Here is a 24870-nt window from a genome sequence, read left to right as displayed (position 1 = left end):
TTACACGTTCCGTATAAAAACGTTAACCACGGTGAGTGATCGAAAAAGACAAGGCTACGTCCGGACGTCGGCCGTAGACGTTCCCGAGGACGCCGACTCCGCCGTGACGGAGCAAAACTGGATGGGACCGCCCGGATTCGAACCGGGGTTATCGGCACCCAAGGCCGAAAGGATACCAAGCTACCCCACGGTCCCGTACCGTGTACGTAGCGCGCGAACACCTGTAAAGGGTTTCGTTTGTCGCGGCCGACGGCGCCGATCAGCGACCCGCGCGCCTCAGACGCCCCAGATCACCGCGATGCCCGCGGTCGTGGCGATCGCGAACAGCAACTGAAGCGGCGCGCCGACCCGGATGTAGTCGGTGAACCGGTAGCCGCCGGGACCGTAGACGAAGAGGTTCGTTTGGTAGCCGACGGGCGTCATGAACGCGGTCGAGGCCGCGAACGTGACCGCCAGGACGAACGCGAAGGCGTTGGCGTCGAGCTGGGCGGCGGCCTCGGCCGCGACCGGGATCATCAACACGACGCTGGCGTTGTTGCTGATGACGTTGGTGAGCAGGGCGGTCACGACGTAGAACAGCCCGAGGACCGCGATCGCGGGCAACACGTCGGCCGAGGCGACCACCAGATCCGCGAGCAGGTCCGCGCCGCCGGTCTTCTCGAGCGCGATCCCGAGGGGGATGACCCCCGCGAGCAGGAAGATGACGTCCCACTCGACGGCGTCGTACACCTCCGGGGGCTTGAGCACGCCGGTCACGACCATCGCGAGCGCCCCGGCCAGCGCCGACACCATGATCGGGAGGACGTCGAGGGCGGCGACCGTGACGACCGCCGCCACGATCCCGAGCGCGAGCGGGATCTTCGACTCCCGGTAGTCGGGGCGCTCGATCTCCTGGGCCACGATGAAATCGCGGTTGGCGTTCAGCCGCGAGACGCTGTCGGCGGTCGCCTGCACCAACAGCGTGTCCCCGACACGGAGTTCGGCGTGGTCCATGCGCTCGCGGATGTACTCGGGCCCCCGCCGGAGCGCGAGCACCGTCGCGTCGTACCGGTCCCGGAAGCTCGCGCTGGCGAGGCTCTCGCCGACCAGCGACGACCGGGGCGCGACGACCACCTCGACGAGGCTTCGCGCGAGGCCGGTGTCGTCGCCGCCCTCGAGTTCGGCGTCGGTCACGTCGACTTCGGGGAGCAGTGCCAGCCCCTCGGCGTCGATGAGCTCGACGAGCGTCCCGCGGTCGGTCCGGAGCGCGAACACGTCCCCGGACTGGATCTCCTTGGGACCGAGCGGTTCGGCGAACGTCGTCTCGCCCCGGATGAGCTGGACGAGATCGACGTCGAAGTCGGTCTCCGCGAGCGCGTCGGCGACGGTCCGGCCCACCAGCGGCGAGTCGTCCTCGACGACGACCTCGGTCAGGTACTCTTCGAGCTCGAACTCCTCGGTGAGGTCTTCGCGGGGCGGGATGCGTGCGGGGGTGAGCCACCGGCCAACCGTGAGCAGGTACACCGTCCCGACCCCCGAGACGATCAGCCCGAGCGCGGTGAACTCGAACATCGAGAACGCGTGGAGTTCGCCGAACGCCGCGGGGTCCTGTGTCGCGAGCCGGGCCGAGAGGTCGCTGGCGAGGATGTTCGTCGAGGTGCCGATGAGCGTGAGCGTCCCGCCGAACATCGAGGCGTACGACAGGGGCAACAGCAGTTTCGACGGGGAGGTCTTTCCCTCGTGGGCGAGGTCGGTCACCATCGGAAGCAGGATCGCGACCGCCGCGGTGTTGTTGATGAACCCGGAGATAGAGCCGACGACGCCGATCGTCGCGCCGAGCTGGCGGCCCTCGTCGTCGCCGGTGAACGCCGCGATTTTCCGGCCGAGAATCTGGACCGCGCCGGTACGCTGGACGCCGTAGCTCAGCACGAACATCGCGAGCACCGTCACGGTGGCAGTGCTGGCGAACCCCGAGACGCCCTCCGCGGGCGAGACCCGGGTCCACGGCTCGAGCACCATCAGCGCCACCATGATCCCGATCGCGGTGATGTCGATCGGAACCGGCTCGGTGGCAAACAGCACAAGCGCGACGAGGATGACGAGGAAGACGACATGCATGCCGCCGACACCCGCCGTCAGCTCCGGGAGTACCACGGCGGATACGTCTCGGCGGGTGAACAAAAATAGTGCGGACTGACGGCGACGGCGATCCCCCTCAGCGAGCGTCGAGCGCCCGGTCGGTCGTCGACCGGGCGGCGAGCGTCGGGAGCGTCAGCGGTCGTCGTACACCGCGATACAGCCGTCGCCGTGGACGACGACCACGAGATCGTGGACGCCGAACTCGAAGCGCCAGTGGTCCCCGCGCGAGCGGCGCTCGAACAGCGAGTCGAGCGCTTCGAGATCGAGCGCGTCGTACAACTGGAGGTTCCGGTGGGTCGGGTCGACGCCCTCGGCGGCCGCGACCGCGTTGATCACCGTCGTGCTGAGCGCGGCGTCGCCGTCCGGGTCGTGGTACGCTTCGTGTTTGGGCGCGACCGCGCGTTCGGAGCTCTCGGGGTTTGCCGTGGCCATTATCAACGCATTGGCAGCTACCGCATATGAAACTCCGGCAGACGAGCGTCAGACGCTCCCGGTCGTCGCGCCCAGATGGCGGTCGCGGGCGGTCTCACTCCTCGTCGCCGTGGAGTTCGAGTTCGGCCGCGATCTCGTAGAGGTCGGTGTCTTTCCGGATGCCGTCGAGGATCTTGAACGCCTCGTCGGGCGCGAGGAAGTGGCTGGTGACCACCCGACCGAGGTCGGTGGGTTCGAGCCCGTCGATGAAGCCGTATTCGAGGAGCTTGCCGAGCGCGTGCTTGGTCGGCACCTCGCCGATCATCCGCTCGTTGAGCCGCTTGGTCTCGGTGCCGGCGACGGTGATGTTCGCGAGCGTCTCCTCGACGGCGGCGCTCTCGTCGTACAGCGTCCGGACGTTCTCCATCTCGCCTTTCAGGAGCTTGAACGCGACCTCGTCTTCGGTCATCTCCATGCTGTTGTGGTAGGCGGCGTCTGGCTCGACCAGCACGTACACCTTCCCGCGGTCGTGGTAGTCCGGCCGGCCCGCTCGCCCGAGCATCTGGTGGAACTCCTGGACCGAGAGCCACTCGATCCCCATCGCGAGGGTGTCGAACACGACCTGCGAGGCCGGGAAGTCGACCCCGGCCGCCAGCGCCGCGGTCGTCACGACCGCCGCGAGGTCCTGATCGGCGAACTGGCGCTCGACGGTCTTCCGACGGCCGTAGTCGAGGCCCGCGTGGTACGGCGCAGAGCTGTACTCCAGCTTCCGGGAGATCTCGTGACACCGCCGCCGGGAGTTGGTGAAGATGATAGTCTGGCCGCGATACCCCTGCGAGGACGTGCTGTCGAACTCGCGTTTGACCAGTTTGTTCTCGATGTCGCCTTTCTCCTGGCCGTCGGCGAAGGTGACGTGGCGTTCGAGCGGGACCGGCCGCTCCTCGTACTCGACGAGGTTCGCCCGGAGCGACTCGGCGAGCCCGGAGGGGTTGCCGACCGTCGCCGAGAGGTAGACGTACTGCGCCCCGTCGTACGCCTCGCGGCGCTCGGCGCGGGTCTCGCAGTAGTGTTTCAGCCGGGCGATGAGCCCGTCGAGGCGGTGGCCCCGCTCCTGTTCTTTGAGGGTGTGGACCTCGTCGATGACGACCGTCCCGATGTCGCCCAGATCCCGACCCGTCCGGAGCGCGTGGTCGACGCCCTCGTAGGTGCCGACGATGACGTCCGCGCTCGGGTCGAACGCCTGTCTGTCGTCGCGCACCCGGCTCGCGCCGACCCGGATGGTCACGTCCACGAGGTCGCCGTACTCCTCCTCGAAGTCCTCGTGTTTCTGGTTGGCCAGCGCGACCAGCGGCACCAGAAACAGCATCTTGCCCTTCCCGTCGAGCACCCGGTCGAGGCCGGTCATCTCGCCGACGAGGGTCTTGCCGGTCGCGGTGGCGCTCACCACGAGCTGGTCCTCGCCGTCGAGGAGGCCGTTCTGGACCGCCAGACTCTGGACGGGCAACAGCTCCTCGAAGCGGTCTTCGAGGAGGTTCTGGACGCCGGGGTGGAGCCCGAGCGAGTCGACCGGGACCGTCTCGACGTCCTCGACGTTGGCGCTGATCTCGTCGAACTTCGTGAGGTCGGGGTCGAGCTGTCCCTTCAGGAGGTTCGTGATGCGTTCGAGGTCCTGCACTTCGAGCAGGAGGTCTTCGAGCCGGTCGTGGGCCTGCCCGGTGAGGTCGCCGTGGAACGCGAGCTCACGCTCTAGCTCCTCTTTGGCGCAGTCGGGACAGATGTACTCCTCGCCGGCGTCGATGGCCGTCTCGCTCGTGATCGGCGAGTAGCGCCCGCTCGACGCACACAGCCGACAGGTCCGGACGACCTTGGCGTCGAGCTGGTAGCCGTCGAGCATCTCCCGTAGCTCCGTTCGACTCGACGACGGGGTCTGTTCGGAGATCCGGATGCGGTCGGCCCTGCGGGCGATCTCCACGAACTGGTCCGGGTCGCGTAGCTCCTCGCTCGACCCGCGCTGGACCCGGAGCTTCCCGGGGCGGGGCCCGGCGTCGGTCTGTTTCAGTTCGAGCTTCGCGCGGAACACGCGCGACCCGTCGCGGTTCACGACCGCGACGTAGTCGCCGGACTGCTCGTGGAGGAACAGCGTGTCCACCTGCGGGACCTGCTTCGACACACCACCCGATAGTGGCTCGCGGTATTTGAGCGGTTCGGAACGGTCGGTCGGCCGCCGAGCGCGCGGCGTCGACGACCGTCACCGGGCGGGTCGCGACCGCCCGAAACGCGACGATACCGGTCGGTAAGCTCGGGATAACTCCCCCGACGGGTTCGTTATCGTCACAATTCCGTTCGGCAACCGGCAAATAACAAAGCCCGCTTCGTCGCAACCGCGGGACGTACCAGACCTATGCGGGGGAGCCAAAACGAGCAGTTGCCGGCGCGGTTCGACGAGGAAGTCCAGTTACAGATAGACGACGCCACGGACGGCCGCCCGACCGTGCGGATGCAGGACCGACGCGTCTCCGAGGCGTGGATCTCGGCGGATATCTCGGCGCTCGTCTCGCTGCCGGAGTACGAGTAGCTACTCCACCAGTTCGATCTCGTCGTCGCCGTTCGGAACTGCACAGAGGAAGGCCCCGGACTCGTCGCCCTCGTTTCTGTACCAGTGGACGGCGCCGGCGGGGATGAGCAGCGAGTCGCCCGCGCTGACGGTGTACTCCTCGCCGTCGGCTTCGGACGGCTCTCTGATCCCCACGACGTACTCGCCCGCAAGGACGTACTGCTCGTGTTCGACGTCGTTGGTGTGCTCGGGGACCGACGCGCCGGGGTCGAGTTCGAACCGCCGGATCGCGAAGTTCGGGGCGCCGTGCTCTTCGGCGACGAGCACGCCCTTTCGCATCCCGTCGGCCGCGCCGACGTTCTCGTACTCGATGTCGTCTCCGCGCCGGATCACCGACTCGACTTGCTCGCTCATACGGATGTCCTACGCACGCGAGCGCTTAAAAGGTCGGCTCGGTCGGCGAGCGCGTCAGTCCGACAGCGGCGGGTCTGACAGCTCCGCGTACGGCGTGAACCCGTCGTCTGGGGTCACGACGCCCGACTGGAGCGCACACGCCGCCGCGCCGAGCCCGCGCGAGGAGAGCGGGCCGCGTCGCACGCACCGGAACGCGATGTTCTTGGCGGCGTTGTAGTCGTCGTTGGCCGACGCCTCGCATTTGAGACACTCGAAGTGGCCGGCCTCGACGTCGCGGTTCTGCGGGTGGGTGAACCCACACTCCATGCACCGCTGGCTGGTGTACTCGGGGTTGACCTCCACGACGGCGATGTCGCGGGCGGCCGCGCGATACTCCACCATCGAGAGGAGCCGCTCGAACAGCCACTCGTGGAAGGGGTCGGCCTCGGGGAGCAGGTCGTGGACCTCCGCGAGCTTGCCGAAGGCGACGAGCTCGCAGTCGTAGCGCGTCGCCTCCTCGACGATGCCGTTGGCGATCTCGTGGAGCCGATGGGTGACGAACTGGTCGGTCCGGTAGCCCGCCTGCCGGAGAGTCCGGGACGCGCTCCGGGTGCCGGTCGCTTCGAGGGACTCCCGGACGCGCTCGAACTCCTCGCGGCGGTGGGAGAGTTCGCCCGCGGGGAAAAACCGGGCGGTGCTGGTGACCGCGAGGTTCTCGACGCCCAGATCGACCCCGAGCACGGTCGCGCCCTCGGTCGGCGGGTCGACGGCGGGCTTGGGCGTCCGGAAGCCGAGGTGGAAGACGAACTCGCCGTCGCGGTAGCGGAGCGCGCTCTTTGCGGGCTCCCACTCCTCGCCGTCGAGGTATCGGGACTGGTAGCCGCCGTCGGCCGGCAGATCGAGGTCACACCGGACCCGGTCGTCGGTGGTCGTGAGGCTGACCGTGCGGTCCTCGAACACCGTCATCGTGCGGGTGTCGAACGCGACGGTCGGGCTGGTGAACTCGGGTTTGGTCCCCGACTCGCCGGCGCGTTTGATCGCCTCGGCCGCTCGGTGGGTCGCCAACACCGCGTGCTGGCTACTGAGGTCGGTGTGCTCGCGGAGTTCGTCGTACGCGAGCTGTTGGACCTCGCTCCGCGTGTGACAGACACCCCACGCCTCGTTGACCGCGAGCTGACAGCCGCGTTTCCACTCCGAAACCAGCTCGCGGAGCCGTGTGGCGTCCGTCGGAGACACGGAGAGACCCGTGACCGCCGTCCGTCTGCAGTACTCGGTGTCTGCCACGTTGTTCGTGACTGTCTCCGGGGGCCTCTTGAATACTTGGGTTGACGGTCGCCGGACGGGACCGACCCGGGCCACCGTCGAACCGCCGGCACAGACCGCCGGGATGGCCGACTGTCGTCCCACGAAGCCCCCGAACGGGCGACCAAATACTGTTAAGGGTCTGCCACGGTAACCCACAGGTATGCGAAGTTTCACAGTGGGTCGGGCGTTCGGCATTCCGATCAAGCTCGACCTGACGTTTCTCCTCATCCTCCCGGTGTTCGCGTGGCTCATCGGGTCACAGGTGGGTCTGTGGGTCGAGAACCTGAACATGCTGTGGGCGCTCGATCTGGACGCCGGCCCGCTCACCGCCGACGGAACGCAGTGGGTGCTCGGCGCCGTCGCGGCCGTCGGGCTGTTCGCCGGCGTGGTGCTTCACGAACTCGGCCACTCGCTGGTGGCGATCAGATACGGCTTCCCGATCGACTCGATCACGCTCTGGATCTTCGGCGGCATCGCGCAACTCAGCGACCAGCCCGAGGAGTGGCGCGAGGAGTTCGCCATCGCCATCGCGGGCCCCGCGGTCAGCATCGCGCTCGGCGTGCTCTCGTACGCCGCGCTGTTCGTGATCCCGACCGGACTCCCGACGGTCCGGTTCGTGTTCGGCTACCTCGCGCTGATGAACCTCGTGCTCGCGGCGTTCAACCTCCTGCCGGGGTTCCCGATGGACGGCGGGCGGGTCCTCCGGGCACTGCTCGCCCGGAACCGGCCGTTCGCCGACGCGACCCGGATCGCCGCGGAGGTCGGCAAGCTGTTTGCGGTGTTGCTCGGGCTGTTCGGACTGCTCCAGTTCAACATCGTCCTCATCGGGATCGCGTTTTTCATCTACGTCGGCGCGACCAGCGAGGCCCAACAGACCGTGATGAGCACGGCGTTTCGCAACGTCCGGGTGCGCGACGTCATGACAGAGGTCGACGAGCTCGACGCGGTCACCCCGGACACGTCGGTCTCGGACCTGCTGGAGGCGATGTTCCGCGAGCGCCACACCGGCTTCCCCGTGATCGAGAGCGGCGAGCCGGTCGGGATGGTGACCCTCGAAGACGCTCGCGATGTCAACGAGGTCGAGCGCGATGCCTACACCGTCGCCGACGTGATGTCCCGGGAGCTCAAGACGATCCGGGCCGACGAGGACGCGATGACCGCGTTCGAGCGGATCCAGCAACACGGCATCGGCCGGCTCCTCGTCGTCGACGACGACGGCGAGCTCGCGGGGCTCATCTCCCGGACCGACCTGATGACCGCGTTCGAGGTCATCCAGCAGACCGGCCGGATCAGCGAGGTCACGCCCGCCGAGGAGCCGACCCGCGAGACCGAACAGCCCTTCTGAGACGATGTGTGGGAGAACCTCGCTTTTCGCCTCGGCCGAGCGCGTCCGCGAGCGCTTCGACGCCGAGCCGGTCCGACCGCTCGAACCGCGGTACAACGTCGCGCCGGGCGACGACCACCCCGCGGTCCTGAACGACGCCCCCGACGAGATTCGGTTCCCGACGTGGGGGCTGGTCCCCGAGTGGGGCGACGGCTCGGGCCACATCAACGCCCGATCCGAGACGGTCGCCGACAAGCCAAGCTTCCGAGAGGCGTTCGCCGAGCGGCGGTGTCTCGTCCTCGCCGACGGCTTCTACGACTGGAAACCCGTCCCGACCGGCAAACAGCCCTACCGGATCGAGCGGGCCGACCGCGAGCCGTTCGCGTTCGCGGGGCTGTGGGAGCCGGCCCGCGCGGACGCCTCGACCGGCGCCGACGACCCGACGTTCACCGTCCTTACGACCGAGCCCAACGCGGTCGTCGAGCCGATCCACCACCGGATGCCGGTGATGCTTTCGCCGGGCGAGGAGGGCCGCTGGCTCCGCGAGGGCGGTGTCGATCTGCTCGATCCGTTCCCCGCCGAGGAGTTGCGGGCCTACCCGGTCTCGGACGCGGTCAACGACCCCGCGAACGACTCGCCCGACGTGATCGAGGAGGTCCCGGCCGAGGAGGACGTCCAGACCGGGCTCGGCGACTTCTAGGCCGGAGTCCGCCGTCGAGGTCGCTCGGAAGCCCCGCCGGCCGTCCGCGAAACGGGGAGACCGCTCGGCGTCGAACGGAACCGAAAGGAGAGATACCGAGAGTGACGGCGACCCGGAACGAGAACTTTCGTGGGAGGGTTGGTGACACGACGGCGGGAGGCCAGCCCGCCACCAGCGCCTCCGGCTCCGCCGGACGTCGCCGTCCTGTTACTGCGCCCGAGCCGCCGGGCGCGTCAGTTGCTTTGGCGGGTTCGGACTTTGTTATGGGGCGAGTTCCCCGCCACAGGACGCGACTGTGACGCGACAGACCGACGCTACGACCGCGTACGGCCCCCCGGACCGCCCCCGACCGGCGTCAGGGCGCCCGGTAGAGCAGATCGTACTGGTGGGCGACGTAGCTCAGCTCCCCGGCCGCGAGCTGGTCGCGGCGGGTCTCGATCCAGTCGTCGAACTCGGCCACCTCGCCGCCCGCGAGCGCGTCGGCGACGAAGTCGAGGATGCACGACAGAAACAGCGCCTCGTCGGCGGGGTACGAGCCGTCGCGGGGCCGGACCACCCAGTCGGAGGCCCCGACGGCGAGCAGGTCGCCGTCGGCCCGCCCGAGCAGATCGAGGAGGCGTCTGCCCGCGCGGCTGTCCCGGCTCTCCCGGGCGTCGATAGCGCGGTGGTACGCCCGCTCGACGGCGTCGTCGGCGGGGTGGCTCGGCTGGAATATGGTCCCGGCGTCGAACGTGATCGGGAAGTACGCGAGCCCGCCCGGCGAGAGGGCGCGCTCGAACGCGGCGACCGCCGGCTCGACCGCGACCACGTCCATGAACGCCTGCGCGACGAGCAGGTCGAGGCCGGCGTCGACGCCATCGACGGCCGCCAGCGCGTCGCCGGCCTCGAACGCCACCGAGAGCTCCTCGACCCGGAACCCGCGGTCGGTCTCGACCGGGTCGTAGCCGGCCGCCTCGAGCTCGGCGGCGCGGGCCGTCCGGGCGTGTTCGACCAGCGCCTCGGCGCGTTCGACCCCCCGGTAGCGACCCGCCTCGACGCCCCACTCGAGCAGTCGGGGGACGGTCACGCCGGTGCCGGCGCCGGCCTCGAACACCGTCGGGCGCTCGGGGAGCGCCGCGAGGAGTCGCTCGCGGACCGACCGCGCGAACGCGCGCTCGTCGACCGAGCGCTTGGCGTTCAGGTAGTCGATCCGGGCGTGGTCGTCGACCATCTCAGAGCGACCGCTCGTGGCTCGCCCACGCGGCGTCGTCCTCCCACATCCGGACCGCGAGCCGGTCTGGCGTCTCGGGGTCGAGCTCCGCGAGGAGCCGGTCGCCGAACTCGCGGGCGAACCGCTCGACGCTCGGGTTCGCGTCGGCGAACTCCGGGAGGTCGTTCAACAGCGCGTCCCGGTAGCGGGCTTCGAGCGCGTCGAGCGCCTCGTCGACCGCGTCGATGTCCACGAGGTAGCCGTACTCGCCGAGTTCGGGGCCCGCGAACCGGACCGCGACCTCGAAGTGGTGGCTGTGAACCTCGCCCTCCGGTCCCGGGTCGGGCACCGTCAGGAAGTGCTGGGCGACGAAGTCGCGAGAGACGGACAGTTCGTACACGGTCCGGTTCTAGGGTGCTCAGCTCTTAGTTCTCCGGGTAGTCGCGGATCGCTCAGTCGTAGGTCAAAAGCACCTGCAGGGGCGACCCCTCGCCCGCGTCGGCGCCGTCGAGGAGGTCGTAGGCCCGCGGGGCCTCGTCGAACGGGATTTGGTGGGTCACGATCTCCTCGACGGGCACCCGTTCGAGCAGGTCGACCGCGGCGTCGAGCCGGCGGTCGGTGGTCCACCGGCCGCGTCGATCGGGCGCGATGGTGCTGACCTGACTCGAACTGATGTCGATCCGGGCGCGGTGGAACTCCCCGCCGAGGTCGAGGTCCGCGCGCTTCTGGCCGTACCACGAGCCGACGACGATCCGGCCGTCGTAGCCGACCGCGTCGACCGCGTCGTCGAGCGCGGCGGGCCGGCCCGAGATCTCGACCGCGAGGTCCAGCCCCGGCGGCTCGTCGGCGTCCCGGCGATCGCCGAGTCGGTCGCTACGGTCGGGGTGGAGCGTCTCGTCGGCGCCGAGTTCGGCGGCGAGGTTCCGGCGACCCGGAAGGGGGTCGACCGCGACCAGCGACGAGAGGGGAAACGCCGCGAGCAGGCCGATCGTGAACAGCCCAACGACGCCGGCGCCGTGGACCGCGACCCGCTCGCCGACCGCCGGCGCGGCGTCGAGGACGAGATTGGTCGCGGTCTCGGCGGTCGGCAACAGCGCCGCCTCGGTCGCCGACAGCGAGTCGGGGACGGGGATCAGCGAGTCGGGGGCCGCGAGGAACTGCGACTCGTGGGGATTGAACGCGAACACCGACCGGCCGCGCCACGCGTCGTCGACCCGATCGCCGCAGGCGGTCACCGTCCCGACGGCGGCGTACCCGTAGCTGACCGGAAACGAGAAGTCGCCGTCGAACGCCTCCAGCGTCGGGTCGACAGCCATCTCGGTCGGCACCTCGTCGCGGTAGACCAGCAGTTCGGTCCCGGCGCTGATCGCCGAGATCGCGGTCTCGACCCGAACCTCCTCGGGACCCGGCTCCGGGACCGCCCGCTCGCGGAGCGCGACCTCGCCGGGCGCCTCGAAGTACAGCGACCGTGCGCGCTCGCTCATCTCAGCCGGTCCCCCGAACGCCGCTCGACCCGGTCGTGAAACGAGTACAGGACACACACCTAGTTGGGCCGACTGTTGTTGAAGATTACGTTTCAACGCGTCGACCGGAGCCGACCCGAGACCGCGAGGTAGTCGCGGGCGAACACGGTCAGCGACGGCGCCAGCACGACCGCCGCGACCGCCCGCAGGGAGCCGGCCGGAACCACCGGCGCCAGCGCGACCGTGAGAAAGCACATCTGGAGCGCCGCCAGCGGCCGCCGGAGCCGGCTCTCCGGGAGGTCACAGACGGGTCGCCCGCGGCGTCGACGCCACGCGACCCCGGCCTTGAACACGTAGCGGGCCGCCGACAGCGAGAGGTACCACACCGGGAGCCGGCCCCACGCGACCGCGACCAGCGGCGCGACCACGAACCCGAGCGTGTCGAACGCGAGGTCGAGGCGCTCCCCGAGCGCCGTCGTGCGACCGATAGTCCGGGCGACGGCGCCGTCGAGTCGGTCGAGGGCGACGCCCGCGCCGTAGCAGACCGACGGCCCCCACACCAGCGGGCCGGCGGACGGGACCGCGAGGAACCCCGCGACCGACGCGAACAGCCCGCCCCGACACAGCGTCACCACGTTCGCGAGCCCGAGCGATCGGCGACGAGTGGCGCCCGACTCGGGCCGACACGCGTCGAGCGAGAGCCGGAGGTACGCGAGCTCCGCGACGACGACCGCCCCCGCCACGCCGAACCACCGCCTCGCGGTCGGCGGGTCGGCGTGACCGGCGGTGACTCGCAGTCCGGCGAACAGCCAGAGGCCCGCGATCAGCGCCGACACCGCGACCTCGATCCGGACCCGGTCGCCGGGCGGAGAACGGGTCGCTTCGCTCACGCGTCGGACCCCGCGGCCGATCGTTCGGCGCCCGACAGCCCGTCGAGTCGCGCGATCTGCTCGGCGTCGAGCCGGACCGCGCCGGCCGCGAGATTCTCGACGAGGTGGTCGTCGTCGGTGCTCGACGGGATCGGGACGACCCCGCGGTGGACGTTCCACGCCAGCGCCGCCTGCGCGGGCCCCACGCCGGCGTCGGCCGCCACCGACGCCACCGTCCGGTTCCCGACCAGCTCGCCCGACGCCAGCGGCGTGTGGGCCAGCACCCGGATCCCTCGCTGGTGACAGAACGCGACGAGGTCCCGCCGAGGTTCGAGCGGGTGGGTCTCGACCTCCACCACGGACGGCTCGACGTCGGCGCGCTCGACGAGGTCGGCGAGGCGATCGGCCGAGACGTTACAGACGCCGATGGCTCGGGTCAGCCCGCGGTCGACCAGTCGTTCCATGGCCCGCCACGTCTCGGACAGCGACACGTCGGCCGCGACGATCTCGCCGTCCTCGTCGCGGGGGAACGTCAGCGCCTCCTGCTCGTCGACCGGCCGGGAGGCGAGGTCGACGAGCGGCCCCTGATACGCCCACGCGTCGGGCCAGTGGACGAGATACGAGTCGAGTCGGTCGATCCCGAGCGCGTCGAGGGTCGTCTCGCAGGCCTCCGCGACGTGACCGTGGTTCGTGTTCCACACCTTGCTCGTGAGGTGGAGCGACGATCGATCAGGAGACCCCGGTGCGGCCAGAATATCGCCGATACGTGCCTCGTTACCGTACAGCTCCGCCGAGTCGAGCAGCCGGTAGCCCGCGTCGAGGGCCGCGGCGATCGAGTCCCGGCGGTCGACGTACTCGCCGTCGCGGTAGCGCGCGCACCCGACCCCGACCGGCGGCAATCGGATCGCGGCGTCCGACCGCGACTCGGCTCCGAACTCGGGCGGGTGCGGGCCGGCGGCGGGCGGCGCGTCGGCGTCGACCGAGACCGGCGATCCGGACTCGGCGGCGCGCTCGATCGCGTTGCACGTCGCGACGACGTGGGCGGCTCGCCGCGCGGTCCGGAGCGTCTGGCGACCGCGTTGGATCTCGGCGGCGAACCGGGCGGGCCCGGAGACGAACGCCCGATCGCCGTCTGGTCGCTGGGGCGGCACCGAGACGTACTCGCGGCCCCGTCGGCCGAACGAGACGAGGTCGGGGCCGTCGGTCATCGCGCCGGCGTCCCGGAGGTACACCGAGCCGTCGTCGCCGTGGAGTTCGAGGGCGTTGAACTCCCGGCTCCGGTGGGGCGCGTAGAGGCTCGCGGTCAGCCTGACCGTCGGCCCCGACGCGAACCCGAGAGTCGACTCGACGTGGCTCGGACGCTCCGGCCGTCGGGCCTCCCGGTCGGGCCACGGGTCGGCGGCGTCGGCGGTGCGGACGCGCTCGACCGGGCCGAACCACGCGACCAGCAGGGTCAACGGGTAGACCGCTCCGTCGTACAGCGGCCCCACGCGGAGGAACGACTCCGGATCGTCGTGCCACTCGGTCACCCGACCGACGTGGGCGTGGGCGTAGGCCAACCGGACCGTCCCGAGTCGACCGTCCGCGAGCGCGGTCGCCGCCCGGCGCTGAGGACCGCCCGCGGGGTTGGTCGGCGCGCAGGCGAGCGAGAGCCCCCGCTCGTCGGCGAGCGCCACGAGTTCGCGAGCGACCGTCGCGTCCATCGCCAGGGGCTTCTGGCTGAAGACGTGGCGGCCGGCTTCGAGCGCGGTCCGGGTGACGGGCGCGTGGGCCGCGTGGCCGGTGAGGTTGAGAACGAGCGGGGCCTGCTCGGCCGCGATCGCGGCCGAGAGGTCCGCGTAGGGGGTCGCGCCGTACTCGTCGGCCAGCCCCTCCGCGCGCTCGCGGTCGAGGTCACAGACCGCCGCGAGCCCCAGATCGGTGTCGGCGAGCCCGGCGGCGTACTCGCGCGCCACCTCGCCGGCGCCGACGAACAGGCAGTTCATGGCGCGATCGCGCCGGCGAACCGGCCGCGGACGCCGGTACCGTGGCTCTCGGTCACAACGTTCATACAGTAGCGCAGGACCAATCGATAAAAACGGTTGTGGAAGCGGTACGGACGCCGGCGCCGGAACGTCGGAGTTTTGCCGTGCGAGCCCGTCGTTTTCGTATGGCACGGCTGGCGGTCGTTCACAACACCCTCGATCTCCGGAGCGGCGCCGACGCCGTCTGTCTGCACGTCTGCGAGGCGCTCCAGGAGGTACACGACGTGACGCTGTTCACGCTCTCGCACCCGCCGCTGGCCGGGCTCAATCGGCTGTTCGACACCGACGCCGCAGTTCCGGTCCGGACGCCGCCCGGCGACCGCCTCCTCGGCCGGGCTTTCGCGACGGCGGCCGACCGGGCGGGACCGCTACTCGCGGTCCGGAGCGTCCTGCTGGATCGGTTCTTCCGGCGACACGCCGACGGGTACGACGCCGCGGTCAGCACCGCAAACGAGTTCGCGCCGCCGATCCCGTCGGTCCAGTACGTCCACTACCCGCAGTTCAACGGTCGGGCGGTCGGCGACGAGGACGCCCCCCGGCTCGACGCGCTCTGGAGTCGCCTCGCCGGCGTGGGCGGGGGTCGACTCCCCGGAGACGCGACGCTCGTCGCGAACTCCTCGTGGACCGCCGACGTCGTGGCCGAGCGGTACGACCGACGACCCGCCGTCGTCCACCCGCCGGTCGATCCGATCACGGGCGGCGCCGACTGGGCCGACCGGGAGAACGGGGTGGTGGTCGCCGGCCGGATCGCGCCGGACAAGCGGACCCTCGACGCGATCCGGATCGTCGACGCCGTCCGCGAGCGCGGGCCCGACCTCCACCTCCACGTCGTCGGGTCGGCCGCGCCCGCCTACCGGTCGTACGTCGAGCGCGTCGAGCGCGCGGCGGCCGCCCGGTCGCATGTGACGGTCGAGACCGACGTGCCCCGGGGCCGACTCGAAACTCTGCTGACGACCCACAGGTACGGCCTGAACGCCAAGCCCGACGAGCACTTCGGGATGACGGTCGCGGAGTACGTCGCCGCCGGGATGGTGGCGTTCGCGCCGGATTCGGGCGGCCAGCGCGACGTGCTCGCGGGCGAGGACCGCCGGCTCTACGAGTCGGCCCCGGACGCGGCGGCGAAGCTCTCGGCGGCCGTCGAGAGCGACGCGAGGCCCTCGCTGGCGCGGGACCGCTTCGCGAGCGAGCGCTTCCATCGCCGCCTGCGCGACCTCGTTGCCGAGACCCTCCCGTCTTAAGTGACTGAAGCGACACGACCTTGTATGGGTATCGGTACCACCAATCAGAGTGGCGGCCTCGATCTCGGCGACGTGACCGCGCTCCAGTGGGCGGGCATCGCGCTCGCCGCCGTCACCGGGGCGATACATCTCGTGCTCGGCGTCTCGTTTCTCGGAACTCCGATGGGCTGGAGCTTCCTGCTCGCCGGCGTCGGCTTTTTCGCCGGCGGTGGCGCGGTCGCGGTCGGCTACCGCCGTCGGCTGGTGTACCTCCTCGGACTCCCGTTCACCGGCATCCAGATCGTCGCGTGGTATCTGGTGAACGCGCCGGCGTTCTCGGTGCTGGGAATCGCGGACAAACTCGCGCAGGTCGGTCTCATCGCCGTCATCGTCGGGCTGTATCGGCGGGAGTCGGCCGCGCGGTGACGGAGAGAGACGACACCCGACTCGCAGGGTTCGATCTCTTCTGCGATACTCGGAACTCTCGAAGCGGGTTTCGCAGTACTGGCCGTTTGGTTCGCGTCGAAAAGGTCCAGGTGCGAGAATCGAACCCGCGTCTCAGCCTCCACAAGGCTGAAGGATGGTCCACTACCCCAACCCGGACACGCATCCGGACCTAGCCTCGTGGGATTAAAATACGTTACGACTCGCGGCGGTACTGGGACGCTTTCACGCGTTCGGGCCGGAGCGAGACGACGACACGCTTTTGCGTCCGAGCGCCATATTCGGGGCTAACAGTGGCGATTACGGACAAAATATACGTCAAAAACCACCGCCAGATCGGCTCCCAGCTCGAGACCAACATCCCCAAGGGAGCGTTCAAGGGCGCGACCCTCGACATGCTGTTTCAGGGCCAGAACCTCGCGCAACTCGACGACACCACCCAAGAGCGGGTGCTCGACTTCGCGGAGGACTTTCTGGACTGTGACTGTCAGAGCAACCCCTACTGTGGCTGTCCCGAGCGGAAGTTCATGCGCTACCTGCTCGAACTCCGCGAGGAGGGGCTGGGCCCCGAAGCCATCGTGGACGTGATGACCGACGACTACATGGTGTATGCCTATCCGGGCGACGTGCTCTCGTTTCTCGACAACTCGGTCCGGACTCTCGAAGCCGTCGAAGAGCTCGCGGCGGTGGAGGGCGAGCGCGAGACCGCCGAGGAGGCCCGCCAGAAGAAGCGCCGGCTGTCGGGCTAACCCAGCCGATAGGTCTCGTCGGTGTCGAGTTCGTCGTCGAGCTCCTCCAGTTGGACGACCTCCTCGACGCCGCCGTCGCCCTCGGCCTGCTCTTGAAGCCGGGTGACGTACTGCTTGTACTCCTGTAGCTGTTCGCGGAGGTGTTCGGCTTCGAGTTCGAGGCGTTCGTGTTCGCGGACGAAGCTCTTCGACACCTCGACCTTCGGGGGGAACTCCTCGCCGTCGGCCTGCTCGCCGAGTTCGCTCTCGGGGACGACCTTCACCCGACCGTCGTGGGCGACCAGCGTGTCGACGTAGTCGCGGAACACCGCCGACAGCGAGAGGTCCCGCTCCTCGGCGATCTCCCGGAGCGTCTCGAACGAGTCCTCGTTGACCCGGAAGGAGATCGTCTTGTTCTTGTTGCCCATCTTGGTGACAGTTCGCAGGGCTCGCCACTTAAGCGTTCGTCAGACGCGACGCGGGCGACCGCGGGTGACAGCGCGCCGTCGAGAGGCGCCGAAGGACACGGCCGTCCGCGAGACCGACTGAGCGGCCGGAATGTTCAGGGGGGCTCGGGGCGTGTGTCGGTCGGTGAGCGGCGTCGCACCCGGAGCCGAGCCGTCGGAGCTCCCGACCGACAGGTACATCGAACTCGCGTGGAGCGTCGGGGAGTTCGCCGTCGCGTTCGCGGCGGTCTACGCGGTCGGGCGATGGGTGCTCGAACCGCTGGTCGAGCGAACGCTGGACGCCCGCATCAACCGGACCGCGGCGAACGCGCTCGTGAAGGGAATCCGCGTCGGGGTCCTCGTCGTCGCGCTCCGGGTCGCGCTCGACGTCGCCGACTACGGCTACCTGCTGTCGATCCCGCCGACCGTCGTCGCCGCGCTGACGGTGGCCGCCGGGTTCGCGAGCCGGGACATCGCCTCGAACCTCGTCAGCGGCGTGTTCATCGTCACCGACCCGGAGTTCAACATCGGCGACTGGATCCAGTGGCGCGACAGGGAGGGCGTCATCGAGGACATCAGCTTCCGGGTGACCCGGATCCGGACGTTCGACAACGAACTGCTGACGGTTCCTAACTCCCAGCTCGCGACCTCCGCGGTGGTCAACGCGGTCGCCAAGTCCCCGCGGCGGGTCTCGTACACCTTCCACGTCGGCGACGACGCCGACCTCGGACGGGTGGCCGAGATGCTGGTCGCCGAGGCCGAGCGCCACGAGGAGATCCTCGACCGGCCGACGCCGTCGGTCCGGGTCGTCGACCTCGACGCCGGCCGGGCGGGCGTCCAGACCCGGTTCTGGATCGACCGGCCCTCCCGGGAGGCGCTCGTGCGGATCCGATCGGAGTACCTCCGCCGAACGAGCGTCCGGTTCGCGGCCGAGGGGATCGAGCTACCGGCAGAGTGAACGCGGCGCCCGGTGAGCCGGACGCGTCCAGCGACGTTCCGATCCGGTATCGCGACGTCGTCCCGCTCGTCGCGGGGATGACCCACGCGGTCGCGGCGCTCGGGCTCTTATAAGTACTCGACCATCGCGCCGAGCAGTTTGTTCTCCGCGCGCCGGAGATGCTCCTCGAAGGTGCGGCGCTCGACGCCCATCTCGGCCGCGAGGTCGGCGGTGGTCGTATCGCGCGGGATCCGGTAGTAGCCAAACTCCGTCGCGGTCGCGAGCGCCTCGCGCTGGCGGGCCGAGAGGTCGGGTAACGCCGACTGGAAGGTGAGTAGCGGCCGGTCGGCCGCGACCGACGCGACCTCGCGCTTGGACTCGACGGTCACCGGGTGGTCGGCCGCCACCGCCCGGTAGAACCCGGTGAGGTTCGCGGGGTCGAGCGCGAGCACGCGACACCACTTCGTCCCGTCGGCGTAGGTCAGCGGCGGGACCAGCAGACAGCCGTGGTCGGCGAGCACCGATTCGATGTGGTCGTCGTCGGACGACTTCAGGCAGTCGTCGGTGATGAGGAGTCGCTGGCCGTCCTCGACGAGGCGCTCGCGGACGCCGACCGTCGCCTCGACGTGGGCGACGACCGCCGTCGCGCCCGCGTCCGCGTCGCGATCGGCCCCCGTCGCACTGGCGTCGGTCCGCGTCCCGCGGCCGGCGGGGCTCCCGGCGTCCGAGTCGGCCCCGCCGCTGACGTGGAGGAGGTCGCAGTGGTCGTTGCACCACAACTCGACCGTCGTGTCGGTTCCGGCGGTCGCGTCGGCGTACGCGCCGGGCTGGTCGATCCCGAGGAGCGCCTCGTGCATTCGGCTCGGGATTCGCGCCCGACTCATTTAAATCACCCTCCGAGGGGCGGGGTTCAGCTATTTGCCGGTCGCGCCCGAACACGAACGTATGAGCGAAGGCCAGTCCGAAGCGACCGAAGCCGACGACGCCGACGACGCCGGGATCGGCGACCCGAGCGACGAGTGGCGCGAGTACCAGGGCGCGCCGACCGGGACCGACATCGAGTGTGAGGGGTGGCGACAGGAGGCCGCCCTCCGGATGCTGAACAACAACCTCGACCCCGAGGTGGCCGAAAAGCCCGAGGAACTGGTAGTGTACGGCGGGACCGGACGGGCGGCCCGGTCGTGGGACGCCTACGACGCCATCCTCGGAGAGCTCCGCGGGCTGGACGACGACGAGACGCTGCTGGTCCAGTCGGGCAAGCCCGTCGGGCGGTTCAGGACCCACGAACGGGCGCCCCGCGTGCTGATCGCCAACTCCAACATCGTCGGGAACTGGGACGACTGGGAGCACTTCCACGAGCTCGAATCGAAGGGGCTCATCATGTACGGCCAGATGACCGCGGGATCGTGGGCGTACATCGGGACGCAGGGCATCATCCAGGGCACCTACGAGACGCTGGCCGAACTCGGCCGCCAGCACTTCCCCGACGACGACGGCCTCCGCGGGCGCATCGTGGTCACGGGCGGACTCGGCGGGATGGGGGGGGCTCAGCCGCTCGCGGTCACGATGAACCACGGCGTCTGCATCGCCGCCGAGGTCGACGAGGACCGCATCGACCGCCGGATCGAGACCGGCTACTGCCAGGAGAAAGCCGAGGACGTCGAGACCGCCATCGAGAAGGCCCGGGCGGCGGCCGAGGCCGGCGAGCCCTACTCGGTCGGCGTCCACGTCAACGCCGCCGACATGCTCGAAGGGATGATAGACAGGGAGTTCGTCCCGGACGTGGTCACCGACCAGACCAGCGCCCACGACGAACTCGAGGGGTACTACCCGTCGGGCTACTCGGTCGCGGCGGCCGACCAACTCCGCGAGGACGACCCCGAGACGTACCGGGCCGAGAGCCTCGACACGATGGAGCGCCACGTCGACGCGATCCTCGAACTCCAGGACCGGGGCGCGGTCGCCGTCGAGTACGGCAACAACATCCGCGGGCAGGTCAAAGAGAACCGCGGCCGGGAGGACGCCTTCGACTTCCCCGGGTTCGTCCCCGCCTACATCCGGCCGCTTTTCTGTCGGGGCAAGGGGCCGTTCCGGTGGGCCGCCCTCTCGGGCGAGGAGGCCGACATCCACCGGACCGACGAGGCCGTCAAGGAGTTGTTCCCGGAGAAACAACGCCTCCACAGGTGGATCGACCTCGCCCAAGAGCAGGTCGAGTTTCAGGGACTGCCCTCGCGAGTGTGCTGGCTCGGCTACGCCGCCGAAGACGGTCTCACCGAGCGGGCGGCGTTCGCGCTCCGCATCAACGAGCTGGTCGCCGACGGCGAGATCTCGGCCCCGATCGTGGTCACTCGCGATCACCTCGACGCCGGGAGCGTGGCCAGCCCCAACCGCGAGACCGAAGCGATGCGCGACGGCTCGGACGCGGTCGCCGACTGGCCGATCCTGAACGCGCTGGTCAACTGCGCGGCCGGCGCCGACATCGTGTCGGTCCACGACGGCGGCGGGGTCGGCATCGGGAACTCGCTCCACACGAACAACCACGTCGTGCTCGACGGCTCGGAGCTCGCCGCCGAGAAGGCCCGTCGGGTGTTCACCACCGACCCCGGAATGGGCGTGATCCGCCACGCCGACGCGGGCTACGACGAGGCGATCGACGAGGCCGCCGCCTCGGGCGTGGCCGTACCGATGCGCGACGGGACCGACGAATGACCGAACTCGCACGAACCTTCGACTGGATGGGCACCTCAACCGACGCCAACGACGAACAGTTCGGCCACGTAGTCGAACTCGCGAGCATCGACGACGCCGACGGCTACGACGCCGCGCTGGTCGGCGAGCCGTTCGACCGGGCGGTCATCGGTCGGAAGGGGGCCGCCGAGGGCCCCGCGGCGCTCCGCCAGCGACTGGCCGGCACCAAGACCCACCACTTCGACGCCGGGCCGGTCGGGTCGGTCGCCGACCTCGGCGACGTGACCTTTCAGGCGTCCCCGGAGTCGGTCGCGGAGCTTCAGGACCGGGTCCGGACCATCGCTGAACGGGTCCACGACGCCGACGCCTTCCCGGTCTTTCTCGGCGGGGACAACTCGATGACGTACCCGAACGCCGCGCCGCTGTTGGCGGAGGGGTCGCTCGGGGTAGTCAACTTCGACGCCCACCTCGACGTGCGGGACGTCGGCGACGACCCCACCAGCGGGAGCCCCTACCGCCAGCTCTACGACGCCGGGCTCGACGCCTACGCCTGCGTCGGCGCGCGCCACTTCGAGACCTCGACGGCGTACGCCGAGTTCGTCCGCGAGCGCGGCGGCGAGGTCGTCACCAGCGAGGAGGTCGGCGACGACGAGATCGGGGCGGTCGACCGCGCGCTCGACGCGGTGGCGGGCGTAGACCGGGTCTACGTCAGCGTCGACCTCGACGTGCTCGACGCCGCGGCCGCGCCCGGCGTGAGCGCCCCGACGCCCGGCGGGATAACGACCAGAGAGCTGTTCCGGATGCTCCGACTGCTCGGCGAGGAAGACCGCCTCGCCGGCTTCGAGGTCGTGGAGTGTGCGCCGCCCCTTGAGCAGGGGTCGGCGGCTCTGACCGCGAGCGCCGGCGCGCGAGCGATCGCCCACCTCCTGAGCGCGCGCCAGTCGGGGGCCGAGCCATGACGGTGAGCGCGGTCGTCCACGACGCCCGCGAGGTCGTGACGGTCGAACCGGACGGGAGCCTCGGCGTCTACGAGGAGGCGGCGATCGCGATCGAGGACGGCGCGGTCGCCCGGGTCGGCCCGACCGGACCCGTGACCCGCGAGTTCCCGCCCGAGAACGCGACCCACGCGGTCGACGCCTCGGGGAAGGCCGTGATCCCGGGGTTCGTCGATCCCCACACCCACGCGGTGTTCGCGGGCGACCGCTCCGACGAGTTCGAGGCGAAACTCAGGGGGAAGACCTACCAGGAGATCCTCGAAGACGGCGGCGGCATCCTCCGGACGGTGCGGGCGACCCGGGAGGCCAGCGACGACGAACTCCTGTCGAACCTGCTCGACCACCTCGACACCATGCTCGCCCACGGGACGACGACGGTCGAGGTGAAGTCGGGGTACGGCCTCGACACCGAGACCGAGCTCCGGATGCTGGAAGTCCTCGACCGGGCCGACGACCGCCACCCCGTCGACGTCGTGGCGACGTTCATGGGCGCCCACGCGGTGCCGGCCGACCGGGACGCCGACGAGTACGTCGACGATGTCGTCGACGACCAGCTCCCGGCGGTCGCCTCCCAGGGCATCGCGGAGTTCTGCGACGTGTTCTGCGAGGAGGGCGTCTTCGACGTCGAGCAGTCCAGACGCGTGCTCGAAGCCGGCGCGGAGGCGGGCCTGACGCCGAAGGTCCACGCCGAGGAGCTGGCGCACATCGGCGGCACCCGACTCGCCGCCGAGGTCGGGGCCGCGAGCGCCGACCATCTGCTCCACTCGACGGCCGACGACGTCGACGCGCTCGTCGAGGCCGACGTGGTGCCGGTGTTGCTCCCGGGGACCGCGTTCGGGCTCGGCGCCGAGTACGCCGACGCGCGGGCCTTCGTCGAGGCGGGCGCGGACGTGGCGATCGCGACCGACTTCAACCCCAACTGCTACAGCCAGAGCATGGGGTTCGCGGCGTCGCTGGCGTGCGTCGAGATGGGGCTGACCCCCGCCGAGGCGCTGGTGGCGTCGACCGCAAACGCCGCGAGCGCGCTCGATCTCGACGACGGCGTCGGCACCCTCCGGGAGGGATCGCCGGGCGATCTGGCGGTGCTCGACGCCCCGACCTACGTCCACGTCCCGTACAACTTCGGCGTGAACGCGGTCGGGACCGTGCTGAAAGACGGGGAGGTGGTCCACCGTGCCTGATCCGGTCGAGGTCGACGGCGAGCGCCTCACGCCCGAGGACGTCGCCCGGGTCGCCCGCGAGGACGCCCGGGTCGTCGTCCCGGACGCGGCCCGCGAAAAGGTCCGGGTCGCCCGCGAGCGCGTCGAGGCGGTCGTCGACAGCGGCGAGGCCGTCTACGGCGTCAACACCGGCTTCGGCGAGCTGGTCGACGAGCGCATCCCCGACGAGGACATCGAACAGCTCCAGTTGAACCTCGTCCGGAGCCACGCCGCGGGCGCGGGCCGCGAACTCGGCCGCGAGGAGGTCCGGGCGCTCTTGCTCGGCCGGCTCAACGCGCTCGTCAAGGGCCACTCGGGCGTCCGGGAGGTCGTCGTCGACCACCTCGCGACCGCGCTCAACGAGCGGATCCACCCCGTGGTGAAATCTCGGGGGAGCCTCGGGGCGAGCGGCGACCTTGCGCCGCTGGCGCACCTCGCGCTCGTGCTGATCGGCGAAGGGGAGGCAGACGTCGAGTCCGGAACGGACACCGAGCGACTGCCGGGCGAGGAGGCGCTCGCGACCGCCGACCTCGACCCCCTGACCCTCAAGGCAAAGGAGGGGCTCGCGCTCATCAACGGGACCCAACTCAGCGTGGGTCTGGCCGCGCTCGCGGTCGTGGACGCCGAGCGGGCGATCAGGGCCGGCGACGTCGCGGCCGCGCTGACGACGGAGGTCACCATGGGAACCACCGCCTCGGCCGACGACGCGATCGCTCGGGTCCGCCCGCACGAGGGCCACGCCGAGACCGCCCGCAACCTCAAGCGCCTGACCGCCGACTCCGAGGTGGTCGAGTCCCACCGCAACTGCGACCGGGTGCAGGACGCCTACTCGATCCGGTGTGCGCCCCAGGTCCACGGCGCGGTCCGGGACGCCGTCGCCCACCTCCGGGAGGCGGTCGAGGTCGAACTCAACAGCGCGACCGACAACCCCCTCATCTTCGACGCCGCCGACGCCGACCCGCGGGCCTCGGGCACCGAGAGCGCGGCAGTGCTGTCGGGCGGCAACTTCCACGGCGATCCCCTGGCGCTCCCGCTCGATTACCTCACCAACGCGATCACCGAACTGGCGGCCATCTCCGAGCGCCGGGTCGACCGGATGGTGAACCCGAACGTCCAGGAGTCACACCTGCCGCCGTTCCTGACCGAAGCGAGCGGCCTGCGCTCGGGGTACATGATCGCCCAGTACACCGCGGCGGCGCTCGTCAACGAGAACCGCGCGACCGGCCGGCCCTCGATGGACAACACCCCGGTCAGCGGCAATCAGGAAGATCACGTCAGCATGAGCGCCCAGAGCGCGTTCGACGCCCGCGCGGCGGTCGAGAACGCGACGACCGTGGTCGGGATCGAACTGCTCTGTTGTGCGCAGGCCGCCGAGTTCCTGCCCGACGACCTCGCCCACGGCGCCGGCACGGCCGCGGCGTACGAGGCGGTCCGAGACGCCGTGCCCCGATTGGTCGAGGACCGACCGATCCACGACGACATCGAGCGCGCCGACGCGCTGGTGGCGTCGGGGCTACTCGAAGAACGAGTCGAGAGCGCCGTCGGCGACCCGCTCGAATAGTCACCTCGGGCCGTCGTCGCCGGGATACTCGGCGTACAGCGAGTACGCGAGTACCACGAACCCGAGGGTGACGACCGCGGTGCCCGCGAGCAGGCTCGGCGCGGGCGCGAGCCCGACGCCCAGCGCGGCCACGCCGGGCAGCGCGGTTCCGACGGTGACTACGCAGATGCCGATCGCGACCACCCGCAGTCCCGGCGACTCGGTGCGCCGGAACGCCTGCTGGGCGAAGTACGCGAGGACGCCGCCGAGCGCGATGAGCACCGCGTCGAGCGCGAGGACGAGCGCGGTGAAACCCGGCATCGTCC

General features: G+C 70.3%; 24 protein-coding genes and 2 tRNA genes. 11 read left to right on the top strand and 15 right to left on the bottom strand.

The window, feature by feature from the left end; genetic code table 11:
• Positions 1 to 122: 122 nt before the first annotated feature.
• The 4 genes from EPL04_RS00705 to EPL04_RS00690 form a co-directional block, all read right to left on the bottom strand.
• A tRNA-Pro gene (locus tag EPL04_RS00705) sits at positions 123 to 195 on the bottom strand.
• Positions 196 to 276: 81 nt separating this feature from the next.
• A complete protein-coding gene (locus tag EPL04_RS00700; RefSeq protein ID WP_134669001.1) occupies positions 277 to 2097 on the bottom strand; it encodes an SLC13 family permease in 1821 nt (606 codons plus the stop codon).
• Positions 2098 to 2250: 153 nt separating this feature from the next.
• A complete protein-coding gene (locus EPL04_RS00695) occupies positions 2251 to 2550 on the bottom strand; it encodes a HalOD1 output domain-containing protein (protein ID WP_167599383.1) in 300 nt (99 codons plus the stop codon).
• A gap of 94 nt (positions 2551 to 2644) precedes the next feature.
• Entirely contained in the window at positions 2645 to 4699 is a 2055-nt protein-coding gene (locus EPL04_RS00690; RefSeq protein ID WP_134668500.1) for a DEAD/DEAH box helicase, read from the bottom strand.
• 231 nt (positions 4700 to 4930) lie between these two features.
• On the opposite strand from EPL04_RS00690, the gene EPL04_RS18530 reads away from it, so the two are divergent.
• On the top strand, positions 4931 to 5104 hold the full coding sequence (locus EPL04_RS18530; protein WP_167599382.1) for a hypothetical protein: 174 nt from the start codon (positions 4931 to 4933) through the stop codon (positions 5102 to 5104).
• Here the strand turns inward: EPL04_RS18530 and EPL04_RS00685 are convergent, their stop codons facing one another.
• Both EPL04_RS00685 and EPL04_RS00680 read right to left on the bottom strand, forming a co-directional pair.
• Entirely contained in the window at positions 5105 to 5497 is a 393-nt protein-coding gene (locus EPL04_RS00685) for a cupin domain-containing protein (RefSeq protein WP_134668498.1), read from the bottom strand.
• 54 nt (positions 5498 to 5551) lie between these two features.
• Entirely contained in the window at positions 5552 to 6760 is a 1209-nt protein-coding gene (locus tag EPL04_RS00680; RefSeq protein WP_134668496.1) for an RNA-guided endonuclease InsQ/TnpB family protein, read from the bottom strand.
• Between the two features lie 181 nt (positions 6761 to 6941).
• Between EPL04_RS00680 and EPL04_RS00675 the strand changes: the two genes are divergently transcribed.
• Both EPL04_RS00675 and EPL04_RS00670 read left to right on the top strand, forming a co-directional pair.
• Entirely contained in the window at positions 6942 to 8126 is a 1185-nt protein-coding gene (locus EPL04_RS00675; RefSeq protein WP_134668494.1) for a CBS domain-containing protein, read from the top strand.
• Positions 8127 to 8130: 4 nt separating this feature from the next.
• Complete coding sequence (locus EPL04_RS00670) at positions 8131 to 8805, top strand: SOS response-associated peptidase (protein ID WP_134668492.1); 675 nt, start codon at positions 8131 to 8133, stop codon at positions 8803 to 8805.
• Positions 8806 to 9160: 355 nt separating this feature from the next.
• Here the strand turns inward: EPL04_RS00670 and EPL04_RS00665 are convergent, their stop codons facing one another.
• From EPL04_RS00665 to EPL04_RS00645, 5 genes are all read right to left on the bottom strand, one after another.
• On the bottom strand, positions 9161 to 10015 hold the full coding sequence (locus EPL04_RS00665) for an SAM-dependent methyltransferase (protein ID WP_134668491.1): 855 nt from the start codon (positions 10013 to 10015) through the stop codon (positions 9161 to 9163).
• Position 10016: 1 nt separating this feature from the next.
• Positions 10017 to 10394 carry a 6-pyruvoyl trahydropterin synthase family protein gene (locus tag EPL04_RS00660; RefSeq protein WP_134668489.1) on the bottom strand — a complete coding sequence of 126 codons (378 nt, stop codon included), beginning with the start codon at positions 10392 to 10394 and terminating at the stop codon, positions 10017 to 10019.
• Positions 10395 to 10446: 52 nt separating this feature from the next.
• Positions 10447 to 11478: a zinc-dependent alcohol dehydrogenase gene (locus tag EPL04_RS00655; RefSeq protein ID WP_134668487.1), complete on the bottom strand. Its 1032-nt coding sequence runs from the start codon at positions 11476 to 11478 to the stop codon at positions 10447 to 10449.
• Between the two features lie 92 nt (positions 11479 to 11570).
• Entirely contained in the window at positions 11571 to 12347 is a 777-nt protein-coding gene (locus tag EPL04_RS00650) for a CDP-alcohol phosphatidyltransferase family protein (RefSeq protein ID WP_167599381.1), read from the bottom strand.
• Complete coding sequence (locus EPL04_RS00645) at positions 12344 to 14311, bottom strand: aldo/keto reductase (RefSeq protein ID WP_134668485.1); 1968 nt, start codon at positions 14309 to 14311, stop codon at positions 12344 to 12346. The genes EPL04_RS00650 and EPL04_RS00645 overlap by 4 nt, the downstream gene beginning before the upstream one ends.
• A 164-nt stretch (positions 14312 to 14475) precedes the next feature.
• Here EPL04_RS00645 and EPL04_RS00640 point away from each other — a divergent pair, with 164 nt between their 5' ends.
• Entirely contained in the window at positions 14476 to 15588 is a 1113-nt protein-coding gene (locus EPL04_RS00640; protein ID WP_134668484.1) for a glycosyltransferase, read from the top strand.
• A gap of 24 nt (positions 15589 to 15612) precedes the next feature.
• Complete coding sequence (locus tag EPL04_RS00635; protein WP_134668482.1) at positions 15613 to 15993, top strand: DUF7475 family protein; 381 nt, start codon at positions 15613 to 15615, stop codon at positions 15991 to 15993.
• Between the two features lie 104 nt (positions 15994 to 16097).
• Here EPL04_RS00635 and EPL04_RS00630 read toward each other — a convergent pair.
• A tRNA-His gene (locus EPL04_RS00630) sits at positions 16098 to 16170 on the bottom strand.
• A 134-nt stretch (positions 16171 to 16304) separates the two neighbouring features.
• On the opposite strand from EPL04_RS00630, the gene EPL04_RS00625 reads away from it, so the two are divergent.
• A complete protein-coding gene (locus EPL04_RS00625; protein ID WP_134668480.1) occupies positions 16305 to 16760 on the top strand; it encodes a DUF5814 domain-containing protein in 456 nt (151 codons plus the stop codon).
• On the opposite strand, the gene EPL04_RS00620 is transcribed toward EPL04_RS00625, so the two are convergent.
• Entirely contained in the window at positions 16757 to 17167 is a 411-nt protein-coding gene (locus EPL04_RS00620) for a ribbon-helix-helix protein, CopG family (RefSeq protein WP_134668478.1), read from the bottom strand. The two genes, EPL04_RS00625 and EPL04_RS00620, sit on opposite strands and share 4 nt — an antisense overlap.
• Positions 17168 to 17330: 163 nt before the next feature.
• Here EPL04_RS00620 and EPL04_RS00615 point away from each other — a divergent pair, with 163 nt between their 5' ends.
• Positions 17331 to 18143 (top strand): mechanosensitive ion channel family protein, encoded by an 813-nt coding sequence (locus tag EPL04_RS00615; protein WP_167599380.1) that lies wholly within the window; start codon positions 17331 to 17333, stop codon positions 18141 to 18143.
• 107 nt (positions 18144 to 18250) lie between these two features.
• On the opposite strand, the gene EPL04_RS00610 is transcribed toward EPL04_RS00615, so the two are convergent.
• A complete protein-coding gene (locus tag EPL04_RS00610) occupies positions 18251 to 18979 on the bottom strand; it encodes a helix-turn-helix domain-containing protein (protein WP_134668475.1) in 729 nt (242 codons plus the stop codon).
• Between the two features lie 88 nt (positions 18980 to 19067).
• Here EPL04_RS00610 and hutU point away from each other — a divergent pair, with 88 nt between their 5' ends.
• Genes hutU through hutH form a run of 4 tightly spaced genes read left to right on the top strand, consistent with a single transcriptional unit; the run spans position 19068 to position 24565 of the window.
• Complete coding sequence (gene hutU / locus EPL04_RS00605; protein ID WP_134668473.1) at positions 19068 to 20831, top strand: urocanate hydratase; 1764 nt, start codon at positions 19068 to 19070, stop codon at positions 20829 to 20831.
• Positions 20828 to 21769 (top strand): formimidoylglutamase, encoded by a 942-nt coding sequence (hutG, locus tag EPL04_RS00600; protein ID WP_134668471.1) that lies wholly within the window; start codon positions 20828 to 20830, stop codon positions 21767 to 21769. Before hutU ends, hutG begins: the two co-directional genes overlap by 4 nt.
• Positions 21766 to 22986: an imidazolonepropionase gene (gene hutI / locus EPL04_RS00595; RefSeq protein WP_134668470.1), complete on the top strand. Its 1221-nt coding sequence runs from the start codon at positions 21766 to 21768 to the stop codon at positions 22984 to 22986. The genes hutG and hutI overlap by 4 nt, the downstream gene beginning before the upstream one ends.
• Entirely contained in the window at positions 22979 to 24565 is a 1587-nt protein-coding gene (gene hutH / locus EPL04_RS00590) for a histidine ammonia-lyase (protein WP_134668468.1), read from the top strand. Before hutI ends, hutH begins: the two co-directional genes overlap by 8 nt.
• Here hutH and EPL04_RS00585 read toward each other — a convergent pair whose 3' ends face one another.
• Complete coding sequence (locus tag EPL04_RS00585) at positions 24566 to 24865, bottom strand: DUF7521 family protein (protein ID WP_134668466.1); 300 nt, start codon at positions 24863 to 24865, stop codon at positions 24566 to 24568. It lies immediately after the preceding gene.
• Positions 24866 to 24870: the final 5 nt, after the last annotated feature.

Origin of the sequence: Halorussus marinus (assembly GCF_004521895.1) — an archaeon.
Taxonomy (GTDB): Archaea; Halobacteriota; Halobacteria; order Halobacteriales; family Haladaptataceae; genus Halorussus; species Halorussus marinus.
This window is presented reverse-complemented; position numbering and strand designations above follow the sequence as displayed.